This window comes from Spirochaetales bacterium, from assembly GCA_016930085.1.
In the GTDB taxonomy this organism is placed as follows: Bacteria; Spirochaetota; Spirochaetia; order SZUA-6; family JAFGRV01; genus JAFGHO01.
Window position 1 is genome coordinate 1 of sequence record JAFGHO010000061.1, and the last position, 19212, is coordinate 19212.

General features: G+C 47.1%; 17 protein-coding genes. 6 read left to right on the top strand and 11 right to left on the bottom strand.

Features of this window, described 5'->3' with window-relative positions; genetic code table 11:
- Positions 1-178: 178 nt before the first annotated feature.
- Positions 179-1192, bottom strand: coding sequence for a DUF1573 domain-containing protein (locus JW881_10300; GenBank protein ID MBN1697892.1), 1014 nt, complete (start codon positions 1190-1192; stop codon positions 179-181).
- 90 nt (positions 1193-1282) lie between these two features.
- Positions 1283-2248, bottom strand: a complete 966-nt coding sequence (locus tag JW881_10305) for a hypothetical protein (protein MBN1697893.1) — start codon at positions 2246-2248, stop codon at positions 1283-1285.
- 336 nt (positions 2249-2584) lie between these two features.
- On the opposite strand from JW881_10305, the gene JW881_10310 reads away from it, so the two are divergent.
- The 5 genes from JW881_10310 (at position 2585) to JW881_10330 (ending at position 6345) form a co-directional block, all read left to right on the top strand.
- The gene (locus JW881_10310) at positions 2585-3922 is read left to right on the top strand and encodes an aspartate kinase (GenBank protein MBN1697894.1); all 1338 of its coding nucleotides are present in this window, start codon (positions 2585-2587) and stop codon (positions 3920-3922) included.
- A 122-nt stretch (positions 3923-4044) separates the two neighbouring features.
- Positions 4045-4494 carry a DnaJ domain-containing protein gene (locus JW881_10315; protein MBN1697895.1) on the top strand — a complete coding sequence of 150 codons (450 nt, stop codon included), beginning with the start codon at positions 4045-4047 and terminating at the stop codon, positions 4492-4494.
- A 101-nt stretch (positions 4495-4595) separates the two neighbouring features.
- On the top strand, positions 4596-5693 hold the full coding sequence (locus tag JW881_10320; protein MBN1697896.1) for an undecaprenyl/decaprenyl-phosphate alpha-N-acetylglucosaminyl 1-phosphate transferase: 1098 nt from the start codon (positions 4596-4598) through the stop codon (positions 5691-5693).
- 109 nt (positions 5694-5802) lie between these two features.
- Positions 5803-6078 (top strand): twin-arginine translocase TatA/TatE family subunit, encoded by a 276-nt coding sequence (locus JW881_10325; GenBank protein MBN1697897.1) that lies wholly within the window; start codon positions 5803-5805, stop codon positions 6076-6078.
- 51 nt (positions 6079-6129) lie between these two features.
- On the top strand, positions 6130-6345 hold the full coding sequence (locus JW881_10330; GenBank protein ID MBN1697898.1) for a twin-arginine translocase TatA/TatE family subunit: 216 nt from the start codon (positions 6130-6132) through the stop codon (positions 6343-6345).
- Positions 6346-6371: 26 nt separating this feature from the next.
- On the opposite strand, the gene JW881_10335 is transcribed toward JW881_10330, so the two are convergent.
- The 5 genes from JW881_10335 to murG all read right to left on the bottom strand — a co-directional run bounded on the left by JW881_10335 (position 6372) and on the right by murG (position 11824).
- The gene (locus JW881_10335; GenBank protein MBN1697899.1) at positions 6372-7721 is read right to left on the bottom strand and encodes a sigma-54-dependent Fis family transcriptional regulator; all 1350 of its coding nucleotides are present in this window, start codon (positions 7719-7721) and stop codon (positions 6372-6374) included.
- Entirely contained in the window at positions 7711-8886 is a 1176-nt protein-coding gene (locus tag JW881_10340; protein MBN1697900.1) for a PAS domain S-box protein, read from the bottom strand. Before JW881_10340 ends, JW881_10335 begins: the two co-directional genes overlap by 11 nt.
- On the bottom strand, positions 8883-10112 hold the full coding sequence (locus JW881_10345) for a hypothetical protein (protein MBN1697901.1): 1230 nt from the start codon (positions 10110-10112) through the stop codon (positions 8883-8885). The genes JW881_10340 and JW881_10345 overlap by 4 nt, the downstream gene beginning before the upstream one ends.
- A gap of 87 nt (positions 10113-10199) precedes the next feature.
- Positions 10200-10733, bottom strand: a complete 534-nt coding sequence (locus JW881_10350) for a CvpA family protein (protein MBN1697902.1) — start codon at positions 10731-10733, stop codon at positions 10200-10202.
- The gene (gene murG / locus JW881_10355; protein ID MBN1697903.1) at positions 10727-11824 is read right to left on the bottom strand and encodes an undecaprenyldiphospho-muramoylpentapeptide beta-N-acetylglucosaminyltransferase; all 1098 of its coding nucleotides are present in this window, start codon (positions 11822-11824) and stop codon (positions 10727-10729) included. Before murG ends, JW881_10350 begins: the two co-directional genes overlap by 7 nt.
- Before the next feature lie 49 nt (positions 11825-11873).
- Between murG and JW881_10360 the strand changes: the two genes are divergently transcribed.
- Positions 11874-12671 (top strand): hypothetical protein, encoded by a 798-nt coding sequence (locus tag JW881_10360; GenBank protein ID MBN1697904.1) that lies wholly within the window; start codon positions 11874-11876, stop codon positions 12669-12671.
- Positions 12672-12678: 7 nt separating this feature from the next.
- Here the strand turns inward: JW881_10360 and JW881_10365 are convergent, their stop codons facing one another.
- From JW881_10365 to JW881_10380, 4 genes are all read right to left on the bottom strand, one after another.
- Positions 12679-13458, bottom strand: a complete 780-nt coding sequence (locus JW881_10365; GenBank protein ID MBN1697905.1) for a CPBP family intramembrane metalloprotease — start codon at positions 13456-13458, stop codon at positions 12679-12681.
- Positions 13455-13847 carry a hypothetical protein gene (locus JW881_10370; protein MBN1697906.1) on the bottom strand — a complete coding sequence of 131 codons (393 nt, stop codon included), beginning with the start codon at positions 13845-13847 and terminating at the stop codon, positions 13455-13457. The genes JW881_10365 and JW881_10370 overlap by 4 nt, the downstream gene beginning before the upstream one ends.
- A 163-nt stretch (positions 13848-14010) precedes the next feature.
- Positions 14011-16569: a radical SAM protein gene (locus tag JW881_10375; protein ID MBN1697907.1), complete on the bottom strand. Its 2559-nt coding sequence runs from the start codon at positions 16567-16569 to the stop codon at positions 14011-14013.
- Between the two features lie 44 nt (positions 16570-16613).
- Positions 16614-19205, bottom strand: a complete 2592-nt coding sequence (locus JW881_10380; GenBank protein ID MBN1697908.1) for a B12-binding domain-containing radical SAM protein — start codon at positions 19203-19205, stop codon at positions 16614-16616.
- Positions 19206-19212: the final 7 nt, after the last annotated feature.

Here is a 19212-nt window from a genome sequence, read left to right on the forward strand (position 1 = left end):
ACCGAATTCTGCCGGTAAGTACCGAATTCTGCCGGTAAGTACCGAATTCTGCCGGATAAAGACGGGAGCAGGGAAAACGGTAAAGGGGAAACGTCTTGCGGGAATATACGTGAAACCGCCGGAGTCGGGGAACAACACCGGCGGTTTCTCTTTCATCCGTATGGCCGGTATGACATCGTTAGTTTTTAACCGGTTCTCTCACCTGTATGGTGAATACCGGATCGTTCGGCGCGTTCATTACCTGAAAGGTGACATAGACGAATTCGTTTTCTTCAAAGGAAAAACCGGGATTGAACTTCAATATAATGTGATAGGCCTTACCCGGTGTCACTTCCTCGATCGAGTGTTCGAAATTTTTACCGTGAGTCACCACATTACTGATTCTGATCGGGTTCTCAAAGCGGCTGTTGATGGTGATGACCCTGCTCTGGGGTGTGTCCTGAATGTATTCGGGCTGGATAAAGATCTCCTTTGGATTGACATCGAGAAGGGGCGGGAGATAATACGCATAAACGAGATCGATATCCGGTTTTTCTTTCAGGCTTGTTTTAAGATGGATTGTTTCGCGCACATGGCCCTCTACAAGGGGCGGATTCACGGTCACCTCTATCCTGTACTCTTTGTCCTCCCTGACGGTCACGAGATTTATATTCGTCCTGCCGTTCGAAGCAGTGAGTTTCTCTATCTTCATCGGGGCGTTCATGTTGTTTTTGATCGTCATGCTGCCCGCGAGAGTGACATCTTTCGAGTTCGGATTCCCGAGCCAGAGTGTCCCGGGATCGATTGAGACCAGCACCTTGATCGTGCCTTCGAGTGTCAGATTCATGGGCTGGGGGTCGCTCGTGTTGGTTTCAACACGGATCGTCTTTACCACGTCCCCCTGATATCCACGGGTATTCAACACCAGGGGAATCTTTCCGCGCCCCCCCGGTTTAATTTCCTTGTCATAGTCACCGGTTACCGTACAACCGCAGGTGGGATGAACATTTTTTATGATCAACATTTCGCTGCCGGGATTCGAGAATGAAAAAGCGTGTTCCACCTGTGTCCCTTCATCGACCTCGCCGAAATTATATACCTGCTTGTCGAATTTTATGGCGGGGCCTTCGACACGGTTTCCGCTGCATCCTGCCGTTACCAGGGCAATGATTGCCGTCAACACCATTGTAAAAAAACTGACTTTCCTCTTCATGATTTGTATCCTTTGTATTAATATCAATATCACAGGATAGTAAAGAAACTTAAAATAATCAAGCAGCTATTTCGTGCCGTTCGGAAAAACTCATTTGATCCCTTTCAGCAATTCCGCCGGATTCATATAAAAACCGATTCGCTGTACCCTGCTTAGTTTTTGCATAAGCGCCCAGTTCCATGCGGGATCGACCCCCGCGTCCTTTGCCATGGTGATCAACCTGCCGTTAAGTTCCCTGACCTCCGTCTGCTTGCCGAGCAGAATCGACTGAAGAAGGCTGTTGTACGACCTGTCCGCTTCATAGCGCGCCGAATCGTATTTTCCCGGCTTTTTCTGAAGCTGAATCATGAGATCCTGGGGATCGAGCAGCGGGAGTCTTCCCAGGGGCAGTCTGGTCTTTTCGAATGTTTTGATACCCTCATGAAGGACACGGACGGCGAGTTCCCTTCCTTCCCTGTAAGACAGAAAGTGCGAGAGGGTCGTATTGCACATCGCCACAGGCAGAAAGAGGAGTTGTGTAAGAAAAAAAGAGTTCGCGTATGGCTCGAACTCATCGACACACAACACCTTGATACCGAAATCCTTGAGCGGGGCAAAGAGTTTTTTCAGATGTTTCTTTTTTTCGACAATAAGACAAGAAGAAGAGGAACATAATTCGACATCGCCGGATTGAAGCTTTACCGAACAAAGCAGACTCAAACAGAATGAAATCGGGGTATTACCCGGCTTGAAATTGCTCAAGTCGAAGATATCACAATTGAAGAAAATGATTTCGCTTTTTTCATCTTCCATATATGGAAGAAGGTATTCCTTTGTGATTTCCCTTACCTGGTGCCGCTTTAACGTCACAAAAAGCATGTCCGCTTTCCGTTCTCCATCTTTGCAGATCCCCTCCACAACGAGCCACCTGTCCGGAAGGACGATCCGCAGATTATGGCTCGAGGGCGTGCTTTTATTTTCCGGGTTTTTTAAAAAAAAGATATCCGATCCTTTGATACTCAGGAGCCCCCCGATAAGGGACCCGACGGCGCCAGCGCCGATTATTTTTATTTCCATACGTTGTCAATTCCTTAAACCGAAAGCCGTATACCTCACGAAAGTCCGACAATCCCGAACGTCCGGTCATCGTATGCATAGTTATACAAAAAAAGAGTACTGCGAATCAACCCCCGAAAATAAAAAAGCCCCATACACGGCATAATCCATTCTCTTGACAGCCTTTGATTTACATGGTACGGTTTGCCGATCCGAAGATCATGTATAGTTACATCAAATAAAAAAAATCCGATATTCAGGTTATCATGATAAGACCGGCCGGAGGTGATCTTAGGGTTCAACAGGAAACGTCGCGAATACAAGCTTTCGGAAGAACAGGGAGGGCAAGGAGAGACAATGGTTGTATTAAAATTCGGCGGCACATCGGTAAGAGATGCGGAATGGATCGACAAAGCCATCGCCATAACCGGGAAGGAACTCGGCCGGGCGCCGGTTCTGGTCGCCTCCGCAATGGGAAAGACAACGGACAGGCTGCAGGAGATTGCACATCTCGCGGGCGGCGGCGAACGGGAAAAAGCGGTTGAAATACTAAAAACAATAAAGGCCTCCCATCTCGAAGTCGCGCGGAAGTTCATCACCGGCGGGAATCTGAGTGAGTGTACCGAATCACTCGAGCACCTTTTCAAGGAACTCGGTTCCCTCATCAAGGGGATATCCCTTCTCCGCGACTGGACGCCCAGAAGCAATGACGCGATTCTGGCATTCGGAGAACTCTTTTCGACAATCATTATCGCCCATCGCGCCGGGGAACTCGGGATCGAAACCTTTTTCATCGATTCCAGGGAGATTATCAAAACAGACAGCACATTTTCCAATGCGCAACCCATCAAGGAACTGACCAATTCGCTCATCAGGGACAGGATCAAACCCTCGTCCGGGAAACTTTATATCGCACAGGGCTTTATCGCATCGACCAAAAGCGGCATTACGACCACTCTCGGACGGGGCGGTTCCGATTACACGGCGGCGATCATCGGCGCGGCGCTCGGTGCCGAAGAGATCCAGATCTGGACGGATGTCAACGGTATCATGACCTCCGATCCCCGTATCGTCGGAAAAGCGACGACAATCCCCCGTATTTCCTACAAAGAAGCGGCCGAACTCGCCTATTTCGGGGCAAAGGTCATCCACCCGTCGACCATTCAGCCGGCGACGAGTCTCGGAATTCCGGTTACCGTTCGGAACACCGGCAACCCGGGCGGTGAGAGCACATGGATCGTCGCCGAGGTTCCCTCGGAAGGGCCCAAAGCCCTCGCCTGTAAAAAAGGCATTACGGTTATCAACATTACCTCCTACAGAATGCTGCTCGCCTATGGTTTTCTGAGACGCATATTTGAAATCTTTGAAAAGTATAAAACATCGGTCGACCTCGTCGCCACCTCGGAGGTATCGGTCTCGCTGACAATCGACAATACGGGACATATCGATGAGATCACACGGGAACTCGAGAACATCGGAAATATCACGATCGAAGGCGACAAGAGCATCGTCTGTCTCGTCGGCCTCGGTCTCTGGAAAAATCCCCAGATCATTTCACGGGTATTCAGCAGCCTTACCGAAATTCCCGTCAGAATGATATCCCTCGGTTCATCGGACACCAATCTTTCATTCGTCGTCCCGGATAAAGAAGTCGATAATGCGTTAAAGGGGCTGCACAGGATTTTTTTCGAATAGAAACGGTTTTTTTTGAGAAAATCAGGCGTACTGGGCTTCATTTTCGTATTTTTGGATTGTAATTTTTTTTTCAATTGATTATGCTTTTATGGAATTAATGTTATTGAAGTAGAGGAAGAAAGTTGGATCAGATATTTGACAGGTTGGTGAACCTTTTCCGGTCGGTCATCAATGACGATCCGTTCGATTCGTCTTCGTACGAGAATACAAAAAAGCGGTATTACGATCCCGATCTCCAGGATGCATGGGAGGAACTCGATGCGTTCCTCAATGAGGGAAAATCCGGGGGCGATGAAGAACGGCGGTACGAAAGAGGAAGGGACAATTATCGAAGCCGAGAAAAACCGGAAACGGACAATCTGAAAAAGGATTATGCGAATCTCGAGGTTCCTTTCGGCAGTTCTTTCCTGGAAGTAAAGAAATCATATAAAAAACTGCTCAGAAAGTATCATCCGGATAAATTCGCCAACAATCCGAATAAATTAAAGATAGCAACGGAAATCACAAAGAAGATAAACGAGTCATTTGCCAGGATACGGGAGTATGAAAGAAAAAGAACAGGAAATATTTAGTGGGGTTATTTGGCATTTTATATGTTATTTTTTTCTTTTTTTTTGTTAATTATCCTGTTTTTTTAAGAAAGGGTGTTATACTTTAATACAGTATGGAAACGATGTATATACCGTTGAGTTCGATATTTATCGGCTTTATCATTAACTTTCTCATTACCCCTGTTATTATCAGGACATCCATCCGTTTCAGGTTGTTCGACAATCATGATAAACGTAAAATTCACACAGGGCTTATCCCCCGTATCGGCGGAGTGGGTATATTTATTTCTCTCATGACAACATGCCTTACCGTCTCCCTTGTCGCCTATTTCAATTCAGGCAAAACCATGTTGTATCTCCTCGAACCACGGTATATTCCCATTATCGCCGGCATCGTGATGATCCATGTCCTCGGACTGGTCGATGACGTGAAAAGCCAGAAGGCCATCGTCAAGCTTACCGTTCAGATGATCGCGGCAACCTTTGTCACGCTCGCCGGTTTCACCATAAAGTCCCTGCCGATACCATACGTCGGGACCATTTCTCTTGGAATATTCGCATATCCGGTGACCATTCTCTGGATTGTCGCCATTACCAATGCGATAAATCTTGTCGACGGGATGGACGGACTGGCCGGCGGTATCGCCGCTTTTGCCTCACTTTCCATGGGAATCATATCCCTCATCCAGGGTCAGATCGCAACCTCGATCATCGCATTCACGCTTTTCGGCGCCACATCCGGTTTTCTTCTTTTCAATCTCCCCCCCGCAAAAATCTTTATGGGAGATTGCGGAAGCCTTACCATCGGTTTTACCCTTTCAATACTGCCGCTTATGGGAATTTCGACAACCGCGTCCTTTGCGACGGTTTTGGTGCCCGTCACCCTTCTGCTTGTTCCGATTATGGATACCCTCGCGGCGGTCGTACGGCGAATAAGTGAAGGGAGGACAATCCTTTCACCGGACAGAGAACATATACACCACAAACTTCTCGATATGGGTCTGAATGAGAAAAAAATACTCGCCCTCATCTACAGCGTCTGCTTTTATCTGAGTATAATCGCCATAACATCCGTCATCATGCCCAAGGAATCCAATGTATATCTGATCCTCATTGTCTGGATAGGAAGCATGATGGGATATGGTTTTATCCATTACCTCAATACAAGGAAGAAAGTCGTGCGGGTCGAGGACGACGCACAAAAGAAAAACTCCGCGTAAACCGGCCGGAGCCGATTCGACCGATCCGTTACCTTTCAATTATTTATCCCCGGGCATTGACTTTGCCGTTGTTTAGGGCCACTATTATATCAAGGATATAGAAAAGACGATGTTCGGACTCGGAATATGGGAAATACTGCTTATCCTCATGGCTGTTATTATCTTCATTAAACCGGAGGATCTCCCCGGATTTTTCCGGAAAGCCGGCTATTTGTATGGCAATCTGCGACGCTACAACAGGGAAGTCACGAGGAAAATCAGGGAAATCGAATATGACATTCGGACCCCGCCGGAAACCGCCGGGCCCGATATCACCAAAGGTAACGGGCCGGAGAAAAAGGAAAAAACAAAGAGAACGCAAAAGCATAAAACCGATCGATCATGAGTAATGAACAGGTGAAACGGCATATGTATTATTTATTATAAGGAGAACTATATGGCGACTATTTTCCTCTCCAGTTTGGGGGCTCCGGAAATAATCCTCATCGTTCTGGCCATTTTAATCCTCTTTGGCGCGTCCGCCATACCCAGATTCGCAAAATCCCTGGGCAAGGCAAAAGCCGAATTTGAAAAAGGACTCAAAGAAGGCGAAAAGGAAGCCGACGAACCGGAAAAAAAGGAAGAAAGCGGAGAAAAAGGCAAATCGGAATAAAACCGCCTGTTTCAAACCCGATAACCTCAATTGAATCCATATTCGCGCAATTTCCTGTGGAGGGTTTTTCTCCCGATTCCCAGGATGTCGGCGGTTTTGGTTTTATTGCCTTTCTGGTAGGTAAGGGTGCTACGGATAATTTCCTTTTCCGCCTCGGCAAGGGTCATTCCCAGCGACAGCTTGATATAATTTTCCGAGTCGGCCTTGATATACGAGGGCAGATCGTCCGATGTAATGATCGAACCTTTGGCCATCACCACGGAACTTTCGATACAGTTTCTAAGCTCCCGTACGTTTCCCGGCCAGGAATAATTGTAGAGGGAATTCCGTGCGCGCGGTTCGATTCCGTCGATATTTTTATTATTTTCCTTTGAAAACTCCTTGATAAACGCGGCAATAAGCAGCATCAAATCCTCTTTACGTTCTCTCAGCGGGGGAATATTGATATTGACGACATTCAACCGGTAATAGAGATCTTCCCTGAAGTCGCCGTTCTGTATCCCTTCCAGCAGATCGCGGTTCGTCGCGGATATGAGCCTGATATTCACTTCGATGGTTTCCTCACCACCCACACGCTCGAACTTTTTTTCCTGAAGTACACGGAGTATTTTTATCTGTATATTCTGATTGATTTCCCCGATTTCATCGAGAAAAATCGTTCCGCCGTCGGCGAGTTCGAACCTGCCCCTTTTCCTGCTGATCGCCCCGGTAAACGCCCCTTTTTCATGCCCGAAAAGCTCGCTTTCCAAAAGCGATTCACTCAGCGCCGCGCAATGGACCTTGATAAAAGGCTTGTCCCTTCTCGGAGAATTATAGTGAATCGCGTCGGCAATAAGTTCTTTCCCGACACCGCTCTCACCGGTAATCAGCACGGAAGCCTTGGTGGGCGCGACCTGGTTCACGATTTCGAATATTTTTTTCATTTCCGCGCTTCTCCCGATAATATTCGGAAACTGCTTCTGTTTTCTTCTGTCAAGTTCCTCCTGGAGGGCGCGGTGCTGAAGGACAAGTTCCCGGTTGGCGAGTGCGCGTTTGACCAGGAGGGAAAACCGGTCGAGGTTTATCGGTTTGGTGAGAAAATCATAGGCCCCGTCCCGCATCGCCTTCACCGCGGTTTCGATGGTACCGTGACCGGTCAGGATAATGACCGGAACCGCGGGGTATTCCGCCACCACCATGGTCAGGAGTTTTTCGCCGGAAAGTTTCGGCATCTTGAGGTCGGCGATAATCAGGTCGACTTCCGTCTCCCTCAGCTGCTGATACGCTTCATCGCCGTCGGCGGCAAGGTATACTTCGTATCCGTCCAGTTCGAGTGTTTTGCCCAATCCCTCCCTTATATTCTTTTCATCGTCAACGACCATGACATTAAACTTCATCGTCCGTCTCCTCCCCGGCATATTCAAGCAGTCTCTTTTCCTTCTGGGGAATCGGAAAACTCAAAACAAAGGTCGTTCCATTCCCCTCTTTCGATTCGACATAAATATCGCCGTTGTGTTCCTTTATTATTTTATACACCAGCGTCAACCCCAGACCCGAACCGAAATCCTTTGTCGTGAAATAGGGCTCGAAGATCTTGTCCATAATATCCTGAGGTATACCTTTTCCCGTATCGGTAATCTCAAGACATACCCTGTCCTCGTCCCGGCGGGATTCCACATTGAGGGTTCCCCCTTCGGGCATTGCGGAGAGCGCATTCTGAATGATATTGAGCAATGCCTGTTTGAGATACTTTTCATCGATTTCGATACGGGGTATCCGGCCGAGCTTCACTTCAAGACCGACATGCGCCTTTTCGAGTTCGTATTTGAGAAACTCGAGCAACTCATTGACCACCTGGTTGAGGTCCCTGATCTCGAGTTCGGTATCGATGGGCCGTACGGCAAAGAGAAAGTCCAGAATTACCTTGTTGAGTCTGTTGACCTCTTCATTGATGACATTAAGATATGTGCTGATATCGCGGGTTTTGATCGTCTCCCTGTCACTCATCTGCTTCTGAATGAGTTGAATGTGAATACCGATCGAACCCAATGGATTTTTGATTTCATGGGCGACGCCGGCGGCCAGTGTCGTGAGCGCGGCGAGACTTTCCGCGCGCCGCAAGCGCGCCTCCTTTGCCCGTTTTTCCGTGATATCCTCGATATGGATGAGATTCCCCTGAACCCGTTTTTCCCTCACAAGGGGCATGAGGCTGCAGGCGACGGTACGCGTATGGCCGTTTCCCAAAGAAAACGTCCTGTCCACGACCTTTTCCTGCCTCATAAGGCTGTCCCGGAAAAAAGCCGAAATCTCCCTGTCATCGACCACTTTCCACAATTTCGCATTGATCAGTTCGTCCCGGGTAAACGGAATAAGCCGCTTCGTCGCTTTGTTGACGAACTGGATCTTGTGCTCCTTGTCGACGACGATGACCCCGTCGGTCATGGAATAGAGGACCATCTGGAACAACTCGTTTTCCGAGGCGATATTCTGCAGTATCTTTTTGATCTGTTCCCTGTCCAGCTTGTCGAACATCAAAAAGGCTTTTTTTATAAATTGCTTCATACCGCGGCCCTCATTTTATAGTAAAGGGTTTGAAGAATATTTTTAGGACTGAGATTCAATACTTCGACATCGCTTATGGATTGCCGCAACAGGGCCGCCCATCGTTCGATCTGTTCGAACCCGTTCCCGGAAGACGATGATGATTTGAGAATATCGCCGAATCTCTGAAAAAGTTCCTCGCAAAAAGAAAAAAAAGCGGTTTTTTGTGAACCCTGACCAAAAAGTTCTTTCATTTCCTCGAGAATCTCGGGCTCGCTTAAATCCGGGGCGAGGACGAACTCGAGAAATCTGTTCGCCAATGATTTCAGAAAGACCGGGTTCAGATTTTTCCAGGCAAGAAAATATTCCCGTAAGGTTTTGTATTCTCCCGAAAGGTCATGAAAAATTTTCTCGAGAATGACCGCCTCGGTCCGCTCATCCCGCTGAAAAAAGGGATACGGTCTGAGCCGTGAAAGAATGGTTCTGATCAAGGCCCCTTTACGGGTGGTAAGGAGAATAAGGGTGAGATCCTCCGGGGGTTCTTCGAGGACTTTCAGGAGTGAGTTGCTCGATGCATCGAGCATCTTGTCCGAGTTTTCGACAATAATCACCTTTTTTGAATCCGTTGCCGTAATATGCGCCCAGTAGACGGCACGGCGGATCAGATTCACGGGAACATTTTCCGTTTTGGAAAACTCAGATAATCCGGCCGAGAGTTCCACAATAGACCCCACCGTTTTCCTTACCGTTTTCGCATCTTTGTCTTCCCCGCCGGAGGTGTCGTCCGAGGAATGGGAGGTGTCCGCGAGAACGTCCAGGGCTTCTTCAATCTGTTCGATGGACGGACCGTACTTCCTCACCCTGGCCTCCTCGCCTTCCCAGAGAACCGGATTGAACCTCAAAAGCAATTTTCGAACCGCACGGATAAAGAGAAATTGTGCCGAATGTTTGTGCGTTTTGAGGTACACATCTGCGGTTGCTGAAATTTCCTCGTTAAAATTCCGGAAACTGAGAAGAAGGAGGTTCGGATGAAGCAGAAGCCTTTGCCGGGAACAGGCCGCGCAATCGCACCTCCACTCGCCGTTCCCCTTATCACAGGTGAGGACCCGTGCCGTCTCGAGGGCGCAGGAGAGTTTTCCGGAATAGAGGGGTCCGTAAAAAAGCATGGCCGGAGGAAGGGTTCCCGCCGCGATTTCTTTCCTGAGCGACGCGATTGTACTGTCCTGTCCGATTATATTTTCAAACATTACCTTCCCGTTTCTTTATACCCTTCACCTCATCCGTCCGGAACGACGCGATATATCCCAAAAATACCGTTTCCTATCCCGGCTGCTTCACATGCAAGCGAAAAAACGATCGATCAGATCGTTCATGACGGTACCCAGTGATCCCGTAAACGGGATAATGACCGGCATCAGGGTCCTGGCGATAAAACTCTCCTTCACCAGCGTCTTCAGATCAAAAGGAAGCCATGTCAGTAGATTGAGAAGTATGATGGCGACCGAAATCAGAAGGAACCCTTCGACGATACCGAGAACAAAACCCAAAGCCTTGTCGAGCTTTTCAAGATTCAGTTTGTCGAAGATATTTCTGATAACGCTCTCGAGTACCTTGACGATAAGGTAGATGATGACGAAACACCCCAGAAAGGCGATAAGCTGACTCCACATACCGAGTTTGAACGTGTTGTTCAAAAGTACGGCAAGGGGACCGGAGAGAAAGACTGCTCCGAGGATACCGAGGATGATTCCCGCCATCGAGAGGACTTCCTCGATAAAACCGCGGAACGCACACCTGATCGTCACCACGATCCAGACGACGATAAAGATAATATCGAGAATGGAAATATTGAACAGTGTCGCTAACATACTACTTCGCCTTTCACTCGCTTGAGGATTAACGTGACGATACCGTCCGCCGCATCGGGCAAACCCGTATTCTTTGCGCAGACGGCCATCTCTTCACGTTTTGTATCATTATTAAAAAGTATTTCAATATAATCAAGAAGTTTTTTCGAAAAGCCGGGACCCTCTTCGACGACAATCGAGGCCCCGCAGGCCATGAAGTGCCGGGCGTTCCTGATCTGGTCGCCCCTGCTTCCATCGACAAGGGGGATGAGTATCGACGGGGTTCCGGAGACGGCAAGCTCCCAGAGTATGTTCGCCCCCGCCCTGCTGACGACGAGGTCCGCCGCCGCGAGAATATGCGGCAGGTCTTCGGTAAAGAAGGGTGCCGGAAAATACCCCGGTACTTCCCTTTTTCGGTACAACTTCCCGCCCATTTGATGAACGACAAACCACTGCCGTAGAAGCCGTTCGAGTATCGTATCGATTGCCCTGTTCAGCGACCTCGCGCCCTGGCTTCCCCCGAGAATAAGCAGCAATTTCCGTGATTCCGGGCACCCGACCGCCCGTTTTCCTCGTTTCGGATCCCCCGCGGCGATCGATTTCCTCACCGGATTGCCGGTATGGACGATCTTGCATCTCATCGGAGGAGGAAAATAATCCGATGTTTCCCTGAACGAGGTAAGGATACATTCGGCAAACCGCGCGTTGATCCTGGTGGCAAATCCGGGTGAGACATCCGATTCATGAGTGAAAACGGGAAGACGCAGCAGCCCGCATGCGATAACCGCCGGCACACTCACATAGCCACCCTTGGAAAAGACAAGCAAGGGCCTTAGTCTGAGAAGGAGAAACACCGAACAGACGACCCCCGCAAGGACATTAAACATGTCCAGGAAATTTCTGATAGAAAGATACCGTCTCAATTTCCCGGCCGGAATACCGTAATAGGGAATACCGTGCGATTCCACGATCTTTCTCTCGATTCCGGATACCGAACCGATCCAGACAATCTCACCACCATGCCACGCCTGCCTCAATGGGTCGATAACGGCAAGCCCGGGAAAGACATGTCCGCCGGTGCCGCCACCAGTAAAAACAACACATTTTTTCATCAACCACTCTCTTGAAATATCATCCGCTATCCTGTACCTTAAGTATAGCATGAAATCAACCGTTATAGCAATGATCTGCCTGGGCATTGCCGTTTTTTGTTGCGCAGAAGATATGAAAACCGATGACGACCGTCTTTTTGCCCCTTTCATCGACCCGGAAACGGCCCGTATACTCGAAGCCGACGGTGAAATCACACGCATCATTAAAAAAGGAGAAAACCTCACCCTGGTACCCGAAACGGACAACAGGAAGCGAATGGAAGAGGAAATCAAAAAAATGAATCCCTTAATCGGGGTGGAAATACTTATCCTTCATACTTCCAAAAAGACCGATATCGCAGAAACACCGGAACACAACCTCCTGCTGTATAATACACTGCGGTCGATCAGCACCTTGAAGGGAATCCGGTACTATTCGGCAAGCAGGAAGCGTATGCGGATATTTTACCACGACGCGTATGTGATCGAGACGCCGGCATCCAGGAAACGGATACCGGATCCCCTTGTCAAGACGATCCCGGCAAACGACCGGCTTTACGCGTTTTTCAAGGATTCGTCGTTCGGTGACTATACCTGCGAGATAGAATATTCATCGAATGAAAGGTGCCATTTTATGAAAATGGAAAATCTCACCCTTATCTGGTACCTGTTCATTCCCATCATCGATCCGCACAACCTGAGAAGCTACATCATCATGATACCGGAAGGCAATCATATTCTCTTTTACGGATTTTCCTGCCTCGAGTCGTCCAACCCTTTCGGCATCGCGGAAGGGAGGATTGAATCCCTCACCAACAGGATAAAGGCGATCTACAACTGGTTCGACGGGCGGTTCGAGGAAAAATAGCCGCCGGCTACATCCCCGTCCCGAACAACGGCCAGATCACGTGCCAGACAATATCGGCCCAGAAATGAACGCCCATCGCGGCGACCAGCCCGTCACGGATATAGCGCTCTCCGGCTATAAGCCCAACAAAACTGTTGAGGAGAAGCCCCTCGATCAGGACCGGAAGGGGTATATCCATCGGACTTGAAGCGCCCATGAGGACCATCGCCGAAGGGAGATGCCCAGCACTGAAGGCCAAAGCCGCGATACCATTTCCGATCCATAACGCGGCGCCGGTTTTGTTCCACCGTTTGAGTACCAGGTTCGCGAGAAATGCCCACAACCCCATGAAGAATCCGCGGAAGAGGATTTCCTCACCGATGCCCGCCGTCGCCGATGCGACGAGCGATATAGGAAACCCGGGATGCATCAGTCCTTCCCCCGACCGGGCCAATGCAAAGACCCGGTCGATGACGACAACCACAATACCGCAGCCCAGCCCCAGCACCATTGGCAGGAGCAGCCAGGACTTCCACCCGGCCCGTTCGCGAAAGACGGGGGGAATCCCCAGTTTTCCGGCAAAGAAATATCCTCCGAGCCCCAGCAATCCGTACATGAGAAACATGGCCCCGGCCGCGATCAGACCCAAAACCCAGACCGGCATCCCCGCCGCGGCCTCCGGCATCGACTGTCCGGGTGGCAGGAGCTTTTCGATCGGGATAAAGGAATACGTGATAAAAATGAGAATTGCATACATGGAGAGAAAAATCGCGAGGATGCCTAACTGCCTTTTCGTTTTCTCCGTCATCGCGTCACGCCTCCCAGCCGGTCTGCCCAGTCTTCAGGATACCCTTTGTAATAGTCGCTGACAGGGTATTTTTTTATCCGCCAGGTGATGTTACGAATTATCGAAGGGACCGCCACCACGACGAGATAAAACACGCCGACGATGAAACTCTGCCGCGTGTGCCCGTACTCGTGCCTGATCGTCGTCAGATTTCCGATTTCAGTCTCGTTGACGATAATGTACTTACCAAGCGACACACCGGTAAACAATGTCGTCCGTATATAGACGACGGTCGCGTGGTTGTATTTTTCCGTTTTTACCACTATCCCCCGTATCCGGTAAAACGAATAAATGACAAACCCGAGCAGGGTTTGCGGAAAACACCATGACCAGAATATCATGTTTATCATCGTAACGACTGTTCCTTTCCGTTCAGGAGATTCTCATGTACAAACAAATGATGTGACATCTGTAGTATAATCTTAGCATGTTCTTTTGAGTCCGGGTAATACTTTTTATAGATCAATGAAGCTTCATCCGACTTTATCTTAACGTGAAAAGCTTCTTTCGGATTCAATCGATATTAATGACATTCATGTTTTTTAGCATCAGCAAAGCTTTATCCAGCATCTGAGATGCCTCGCTTTCATCCATCCTGTAGTTTTCCCTCACCCAGACCGATAACTCTTCTTTGTCACAGCCGGGCCGGTTATCCATAAATTCGAAAATACATGCCAATTTATCGCTTAATCGAAGCAATCGGGTTTTGGAAATATTGTAAAAAAAGTAATTGTTATCGAGACGAAATAAAATATAATCTTTCCGCACGCGGTAATTCCCGTGATTAGAACATGAAATTTTCTCACCTGTATAGAACAAATTCGAAAACAAACCGGAGATCTGAAGTTCGTGGAATGCGTCGAATTTCAATTGTCCGGTTTTTGAGTAAAACAATATCTGGTACGCGATTTGTTTCAGTTCCACCGTCTTGTATATATGAGGATATTCCTTTCTTATCCGGCAGTATTCCCGTTCGGATAAAAAATCCGGTAAAAAAAGACACTTCGAACAAACATGTTCGACCGCGCAGGTATTACACCCTCTTCTGTCGATCATTTCTTTTTCTATATTTTTAATCGTGATGAAAAGATCATCGACGGTATCCTGTACCGTACCGATCGAGCGACCATGCAGGCATGGTCTGATTTTCTCATTTTCATTGATAAAGAGAGAATGCAACCGTCGCGCCCGGCAAAAGGCGCAAGACCATCTGCATTTATCTTCGATATAATAATAATGTTCGAGTAGTTTCGGAATCTCGTGTATATCAAAACTCGTGAGTATTTCCATTTCCTCGATGAAAGCATTCAGACTTTTTTCGCTATTTATTTGTTTAATATGTATCGTATTGTATTTTTCGACTTCTTCACTGAAGCCGGAAAATGGTTCAAGCAGGTAAGTGAAATCGAATTCTTCACGTTGATATTCAGTGAAAAGATCATTTACCTTTATCGTTTTTGGCGGTAATCCCGGGGAAGGAGTCGAGATACGCACCTGATTGTATTTTCGTAACGGGACTTCCATCATAGCAAGTTCTTGTGTATGTATATCTTGTTCATCCGATTGCACGGTATTATCAATAAAAAAGAAAATCGTATCTAATTTTATATTTTTCTTCAGGAAATCGGCAAGTACCACGGACGGAGGTGCCTTGTAATTTTCCAAACCGACAATACGTAAAGCCCGTTCGCGTTCGGTACAGGCGGATAGTCCCCATAGATGGAAAAAATCCATATGGTCCTTGTGGTTTGTTTCGAGAAACAGCCTTCTATGCATGGAATTGTCGAGATGGGGAAGTTTATGGACATCGTAGGGATATGTGACTTTATAAGGCAGCAGGTAAGCGGTTGGAGCAATATGGTCCGGGCCGATGCGATTGGCTACTTCTGTCCCGGTAAATACCTGCAGCAGATTGTGAGTATATCCTTTGACCGCTAAATCCCGGACAAATGCAAGCGTCGTCCTTGCTTCGTCCTCCGTTTCGGTCGGTAATCCGAAAATGACGCTCACATAGGTGTCCAATCCTTCCTCCCGTGCCAGTCGTATATTATTCCTGTAATCGTCCAGAAATTTTTTTTCTTTGGCATAGCCGTCTTTTTCTCCGCTTGTATTTCGTACCTTCTTTATGAGATTCAATAATCGCGGCGAGGCCGTGTCCAGACCGAACGCAATCTCCGTGAAACCGGCTGCTTTAAAAAGCGAAAAAAGTTCGCCGTCAGCATAATCGATACGTGTCTGGCAGATAAAACTGAGATTCGTAAAATTTTCAGCGATTATTCTTTTACAAATTTCTTTGGCCCGATTGATATTGATAGTGAAAGCATCGTCCACGAAAAAAGCCGTTACAGGTTTGCCGTTCGCGGCCACATTGATATATCTCAAATCTTTCATTATATAGTCAATCGAATGATAGCGTATGTTATGTCTTCCCATAATCGAATTGTTACAAAAAATACAGCTGTACGGGCACCCCCGGGAAGAAACCAATTGAACAACCGCTGTATCCGTCGAAAGCATATTCATCTGATAGGGTGAAGGTAAAAAATCGAGCTCTCCTCCTCTTTCACCGGACGCCAATTGGGGACGATCGGCATTTCTGATTATTCTGCCATCCTTTCGGTAGCTTATGCCCTGTACGTCATCGACCGGAAGATTCCGTGAGAGGCGGTCGATCAACTCGTACATGGTCTGTTCGCCTTCGTGACGTACGCAGATATCGATTTCCGGTTCGTCTTCCATAATCAGATAATCCGCCGATGACGGTGTCGGCCCTCCGAAAATGGTCGTGATGTCGGGATTGAGTTTTTTCAATTCCCTGCAAATCAGTTTATTGATATAATACGTCTTGTCATAGCAGGTAAAACCTACCAGAGATGTATTATAGGACATAATTTCTTCCACGATGACGGGTAAAGTCACGTCAGGTGTTCTGATATATTGCATGGTTTCGATATTGCGGGCTTTAAGGTAAGCCCTGATATAGGCTGCCCCTATATTATTGGTAATCCCCATAAAAGAGTTTTTCAAATCTTCATATTGAGGCGAGACAAATACGACCGAATATTTCTGCATCTTTTTCTCCTTCCATAGTCGATATTCATAATTCTCATGCCTGATTATTTATGTAAAACCGCTATTCCCTCTTTCATTCTCTGATATGCATTTTTACAAGCGGTTTCGGAGATCGATAAACATCCGGCCAAATGAGAATAAATGGCGGGCCAATCATACACTCCGGCGTGAATTTCGTCCCATATTCTTTTCATGACATCCGATAATTTCATGAATTGCATTTTCATGGTATAATAAAAATAATGTTTCCCGTCGACTGAAACCTGAAGCAGACCATCCGGAAAGGAAATATCCGGCTTATACCGCCATTCGGATGACGTGAATCCGAGATTCAGCCATGTTACTGTCATTCTTTCCGTCATTGCTGAATCCAGGATATTGCTTTTAATCATCTCGAAGATGAGACCCGGTATTTCCCAGACCGCCCAATCATTTCGATACTGTTTCATTATCCGGCAATATTGCTCATCAGTTAAAAACGGCGGTAAAAACAGGCATCGAGCGCACTTTTCGTATAATGCACAGTCTTTACAGCCCCGCTTTTTTTCCGTTTCTTTTCGAATGGTTTCGAGTTTCAGCTTGATCGCTTCAGGTTTATCTCCGACATTTCCAACAGGACAGTCCGTATAACAAGGATGGATTTTTCCGTTACGGACGATCAACTTATTCAGTCCGTAAACACCGCACTTACCATTGTACGTCCAGCGGCATTTATTCAAAAGCAGGAAATTTTTGGCTCGAATTTTGTTTTTATCAAGGACAATTTCATTAATGTCTGAGATTTTGATCGTCAAATAATCCTCAATCTGATCGGCTGAATCGAAAAAAAGGATGATCGTCCGCCCTTCATTTGCCGGAACAGAAACGTCTTCATCATAAGGCTGAAGCGTGAATTCGGACGGGATCTCCCCTTGAAAAGTATAATGCTTTGTCTGTAAAATGGTTTCAAGAAAACTCCTGACCATATAACTCGTACATGATTTATTGGAAAATCCACGCCCGTTATCACTCTTTTTTACCATTTTATAGCTTATGGCCGGAACACAGAAACGTGAAAATAATTCAAATCGATCCGTATATGCTTTATACGTCCAGTATTCATCCACGATAAAAAGACTGCTGTTGAAATGTAAAATGACTGAAAGCCAGCTATAGAGAGCCGAATCGTTTTCTTTGGTGGAATCAATAACAACAATCGACTCGTCCGTAAACAGATCGTTATTTGTATTGAAGACGGATATAAAATGCCTGTTGAATCGGACGTCTTCTTCCCTTAATGTATGGTGGACGATTGAATTCGGCAGGGGCGGAACGCTAAAAACATCATAAGCAAACTCGATTTTAAAAGGCAGCAGAAAAGGGGACGGAATTATTTGTATTCCATAGTCGTCACATGTACGGAACAACTCAGTCCCATAAATTACATTCAGATAATTGTGATTATAATAAGGGACATTAAGCTCTTTAATGAAATCCAATGTCGTTCTCATTTCACCGGCCGTCTCACCGGGGAGACCGGAGATGATACTCACCACGGCACTCAATCCAAATGAAAGCGAATATCTTATATTTTTTTGCATCGTATCGAGGAACCGTTTTTCGGGAGTATAATCATTATTGACCGCCCGTTTGTTTCTCACCTTTTTAATAAGGTTCAATACTTTAACCGATGCGCTTTCCAATCCAAAAGCGACACTCTGGAAACCGGCCTGAACCATTAGGTGAAACAATTCTTCATCACATTTATCGATGCGTGTAATGCATTCAAACCGGATACAATCGAGCCCGGCCTCGATAATACGGCGGCATATTTTTTTGGCCCGCACTATATTCAGTGTAAATGCATCATCAAAAAAAAGGATCGGCTTTTTTATCGCGAAGTTACTGGCCAGATATCCGATTTCGTCTATTACCCGATCGATGGAGTGATATCGGATTTTAAACATATTTATTGCGGCGTTGGTACAGTAAGTGCACTTGTGAGTGCAGCCTCTTGCGGTCAGGACGGCGGTATCGAAAGGCACATTACCATCGCCTACCTCAACGGGAAACATCCCGGTAAGATACGGTGATGGGAGAACATCGAGTTCATTTTCTCTTTTTGCACAATATTCCTCAACCCTGTCGGGATTCCTGACAATTTCCCTTCCTGCCCGAAATGTAATACCGCGAATCGAACGGAAATTTTCCTTGCTGCGATATTTTTGGAGCAAATCGTAACATGTCAGCTCTCCGTCGCGCCTGCTGCAAACATCGACTGCATGACAATGCTCCATGATAAGCATGTCCGCCAGTGTCGTGCTTGGACCGCCGAAAACGATGAGGATCTCCGGCAGAAGCTTTTTCAACTCACTTGCCAGGATACTGCAATAGTAAAGCGTATCATCGAAACAGGTGAAACCCACCCAGTTCGAACCATAAGAAAGGATATCGAGGGCAACTTCACGTACGGTACCGGGAGAATAATTGATATATTGCAGGCTGGCGATTTGCCGCTGTTTGAGATAAGCGCGAATATAACCGCTACCTAAAGAATAGGTAAACGCTTTGATTCGGTTTCCCGCATCATTGAGCCGAGGAAAAACAAAAATAATTTCAGGCTTTTCGTTTTCTATTATATCTACTGCCGTTTTCATACGCCTT

Excerpts from the sequence above, each read along its gene's own strand:
- JW881_10300 (MBN1697892.1), bottom strand. The coding sequence starts at position 1,192 with ATGAAGAGGAAAGTCAGTTTTTTTACAATGGTGTTGACGGCAATCATT.
- JW881_10305 (MBN1697893.1), bottom strand. The coding sequence starts at position 2,248 with ATGGAAATAAAAATAATCGGCGCTGGCGCCGTCGGGTCCCTTATCGGG.
- JW881_10310 (MBN1697894.1), top strand. The coding sequence starts at position 2,585 with ATGGTTGTATTAAAATTCGGCGGCACATCGGTAAGAGATGCGGAATGG.
- JW881_10320 (MBN1697896.1), top strand. The coding sequence starts at position 4,596 with ATGTATATACCGTTGAGTTCGATATTTATCGGCTTTATCATTAACTTT.
- JW881_10325 (MBN1697897.1), top strand. The coding sequence starts at position 5,803 with ATGTTCGGACTCGGAATATGGGAAATACTGCTTATCCTCATGGCTGTT.
- JW881_10330 (MBN1697898.1), top strand. The coding sequence starts at position 6,130 with ATGGCGACTATTTTCCTCTCCAGTTTGGGGGCTCCGGAAATAATCCTC.
- JW881_10335 (MBN1697899.1), bottom strand. The coding sequence starts at position 7,721 with ATGAAGTTTAATGTCATGGTCGTTGACGATGAAAAGAATATAAGGGAG.
- JW881_10340 (MBN1697900.1), bottom strand. The coding sequence starts at position 8,886 with ATGAAGCAATTTATAAAAAAAGCCTTTTTGATGTTCGACAAGCTGGAC.
- JW881_10345 (MBN1697901.1), bottom strand. The coding sequence starts at position 10,112 with ATGTTTGAAAATATAATCGGACAGGACAGTACAATCGCGTCGCTCAGG.
- JW881_10350 (MBN1697902.1), bottom strand. The coding sequence starts at position 10,733 with ATGTTAGCGACACTGTTCAATATTTCCATTCTCGATATTATCTTTATC.
- murG (MBN1697903.1), bottom strand. The coding sequence starts at position 11,824 with ATGAAAAAATGTGTTGTTTTTACTGGTGGCGGCACCGGCGGACATGTC.
- JW881_10360 (MBN1697904.1), top strand. The coding sequence starts at position 11,874 with ATGAAATCAACCGTTATAGCAATGATCTGCCTGGGCATTGCCGTTTTT.
- JW881_10365 (MBN1697905.1), bottom strand. The coding sequence starts at position 13,458 with ATGACGGAGAAAACGAAAAGGCAGTTAGGCATCCTCGCGATTTTTCTC.
- JW881_10370 (MBN1697906.1), bottom strand. The coding sequence starts at position 13,847 with ATGATAAACATGATATTCTGGTCATGGTGTTTTCCGCAAACCCTGCTC.
- JW881_10375 (MBN1697907.1), bottom strand. The coding sequence starts at position 16,569 with ATGCAGAAATATTCGGTCGTATTTGTCTCGCCTCAATATGAAGATTTG.
- JW881_10380 (MBN1697908.1), bottom strand. The coding sequence starts at position 19,205 with ATGAAAACGGCAGTAGATATAATAGAAAACGAAAAGCCTGAAATTATT.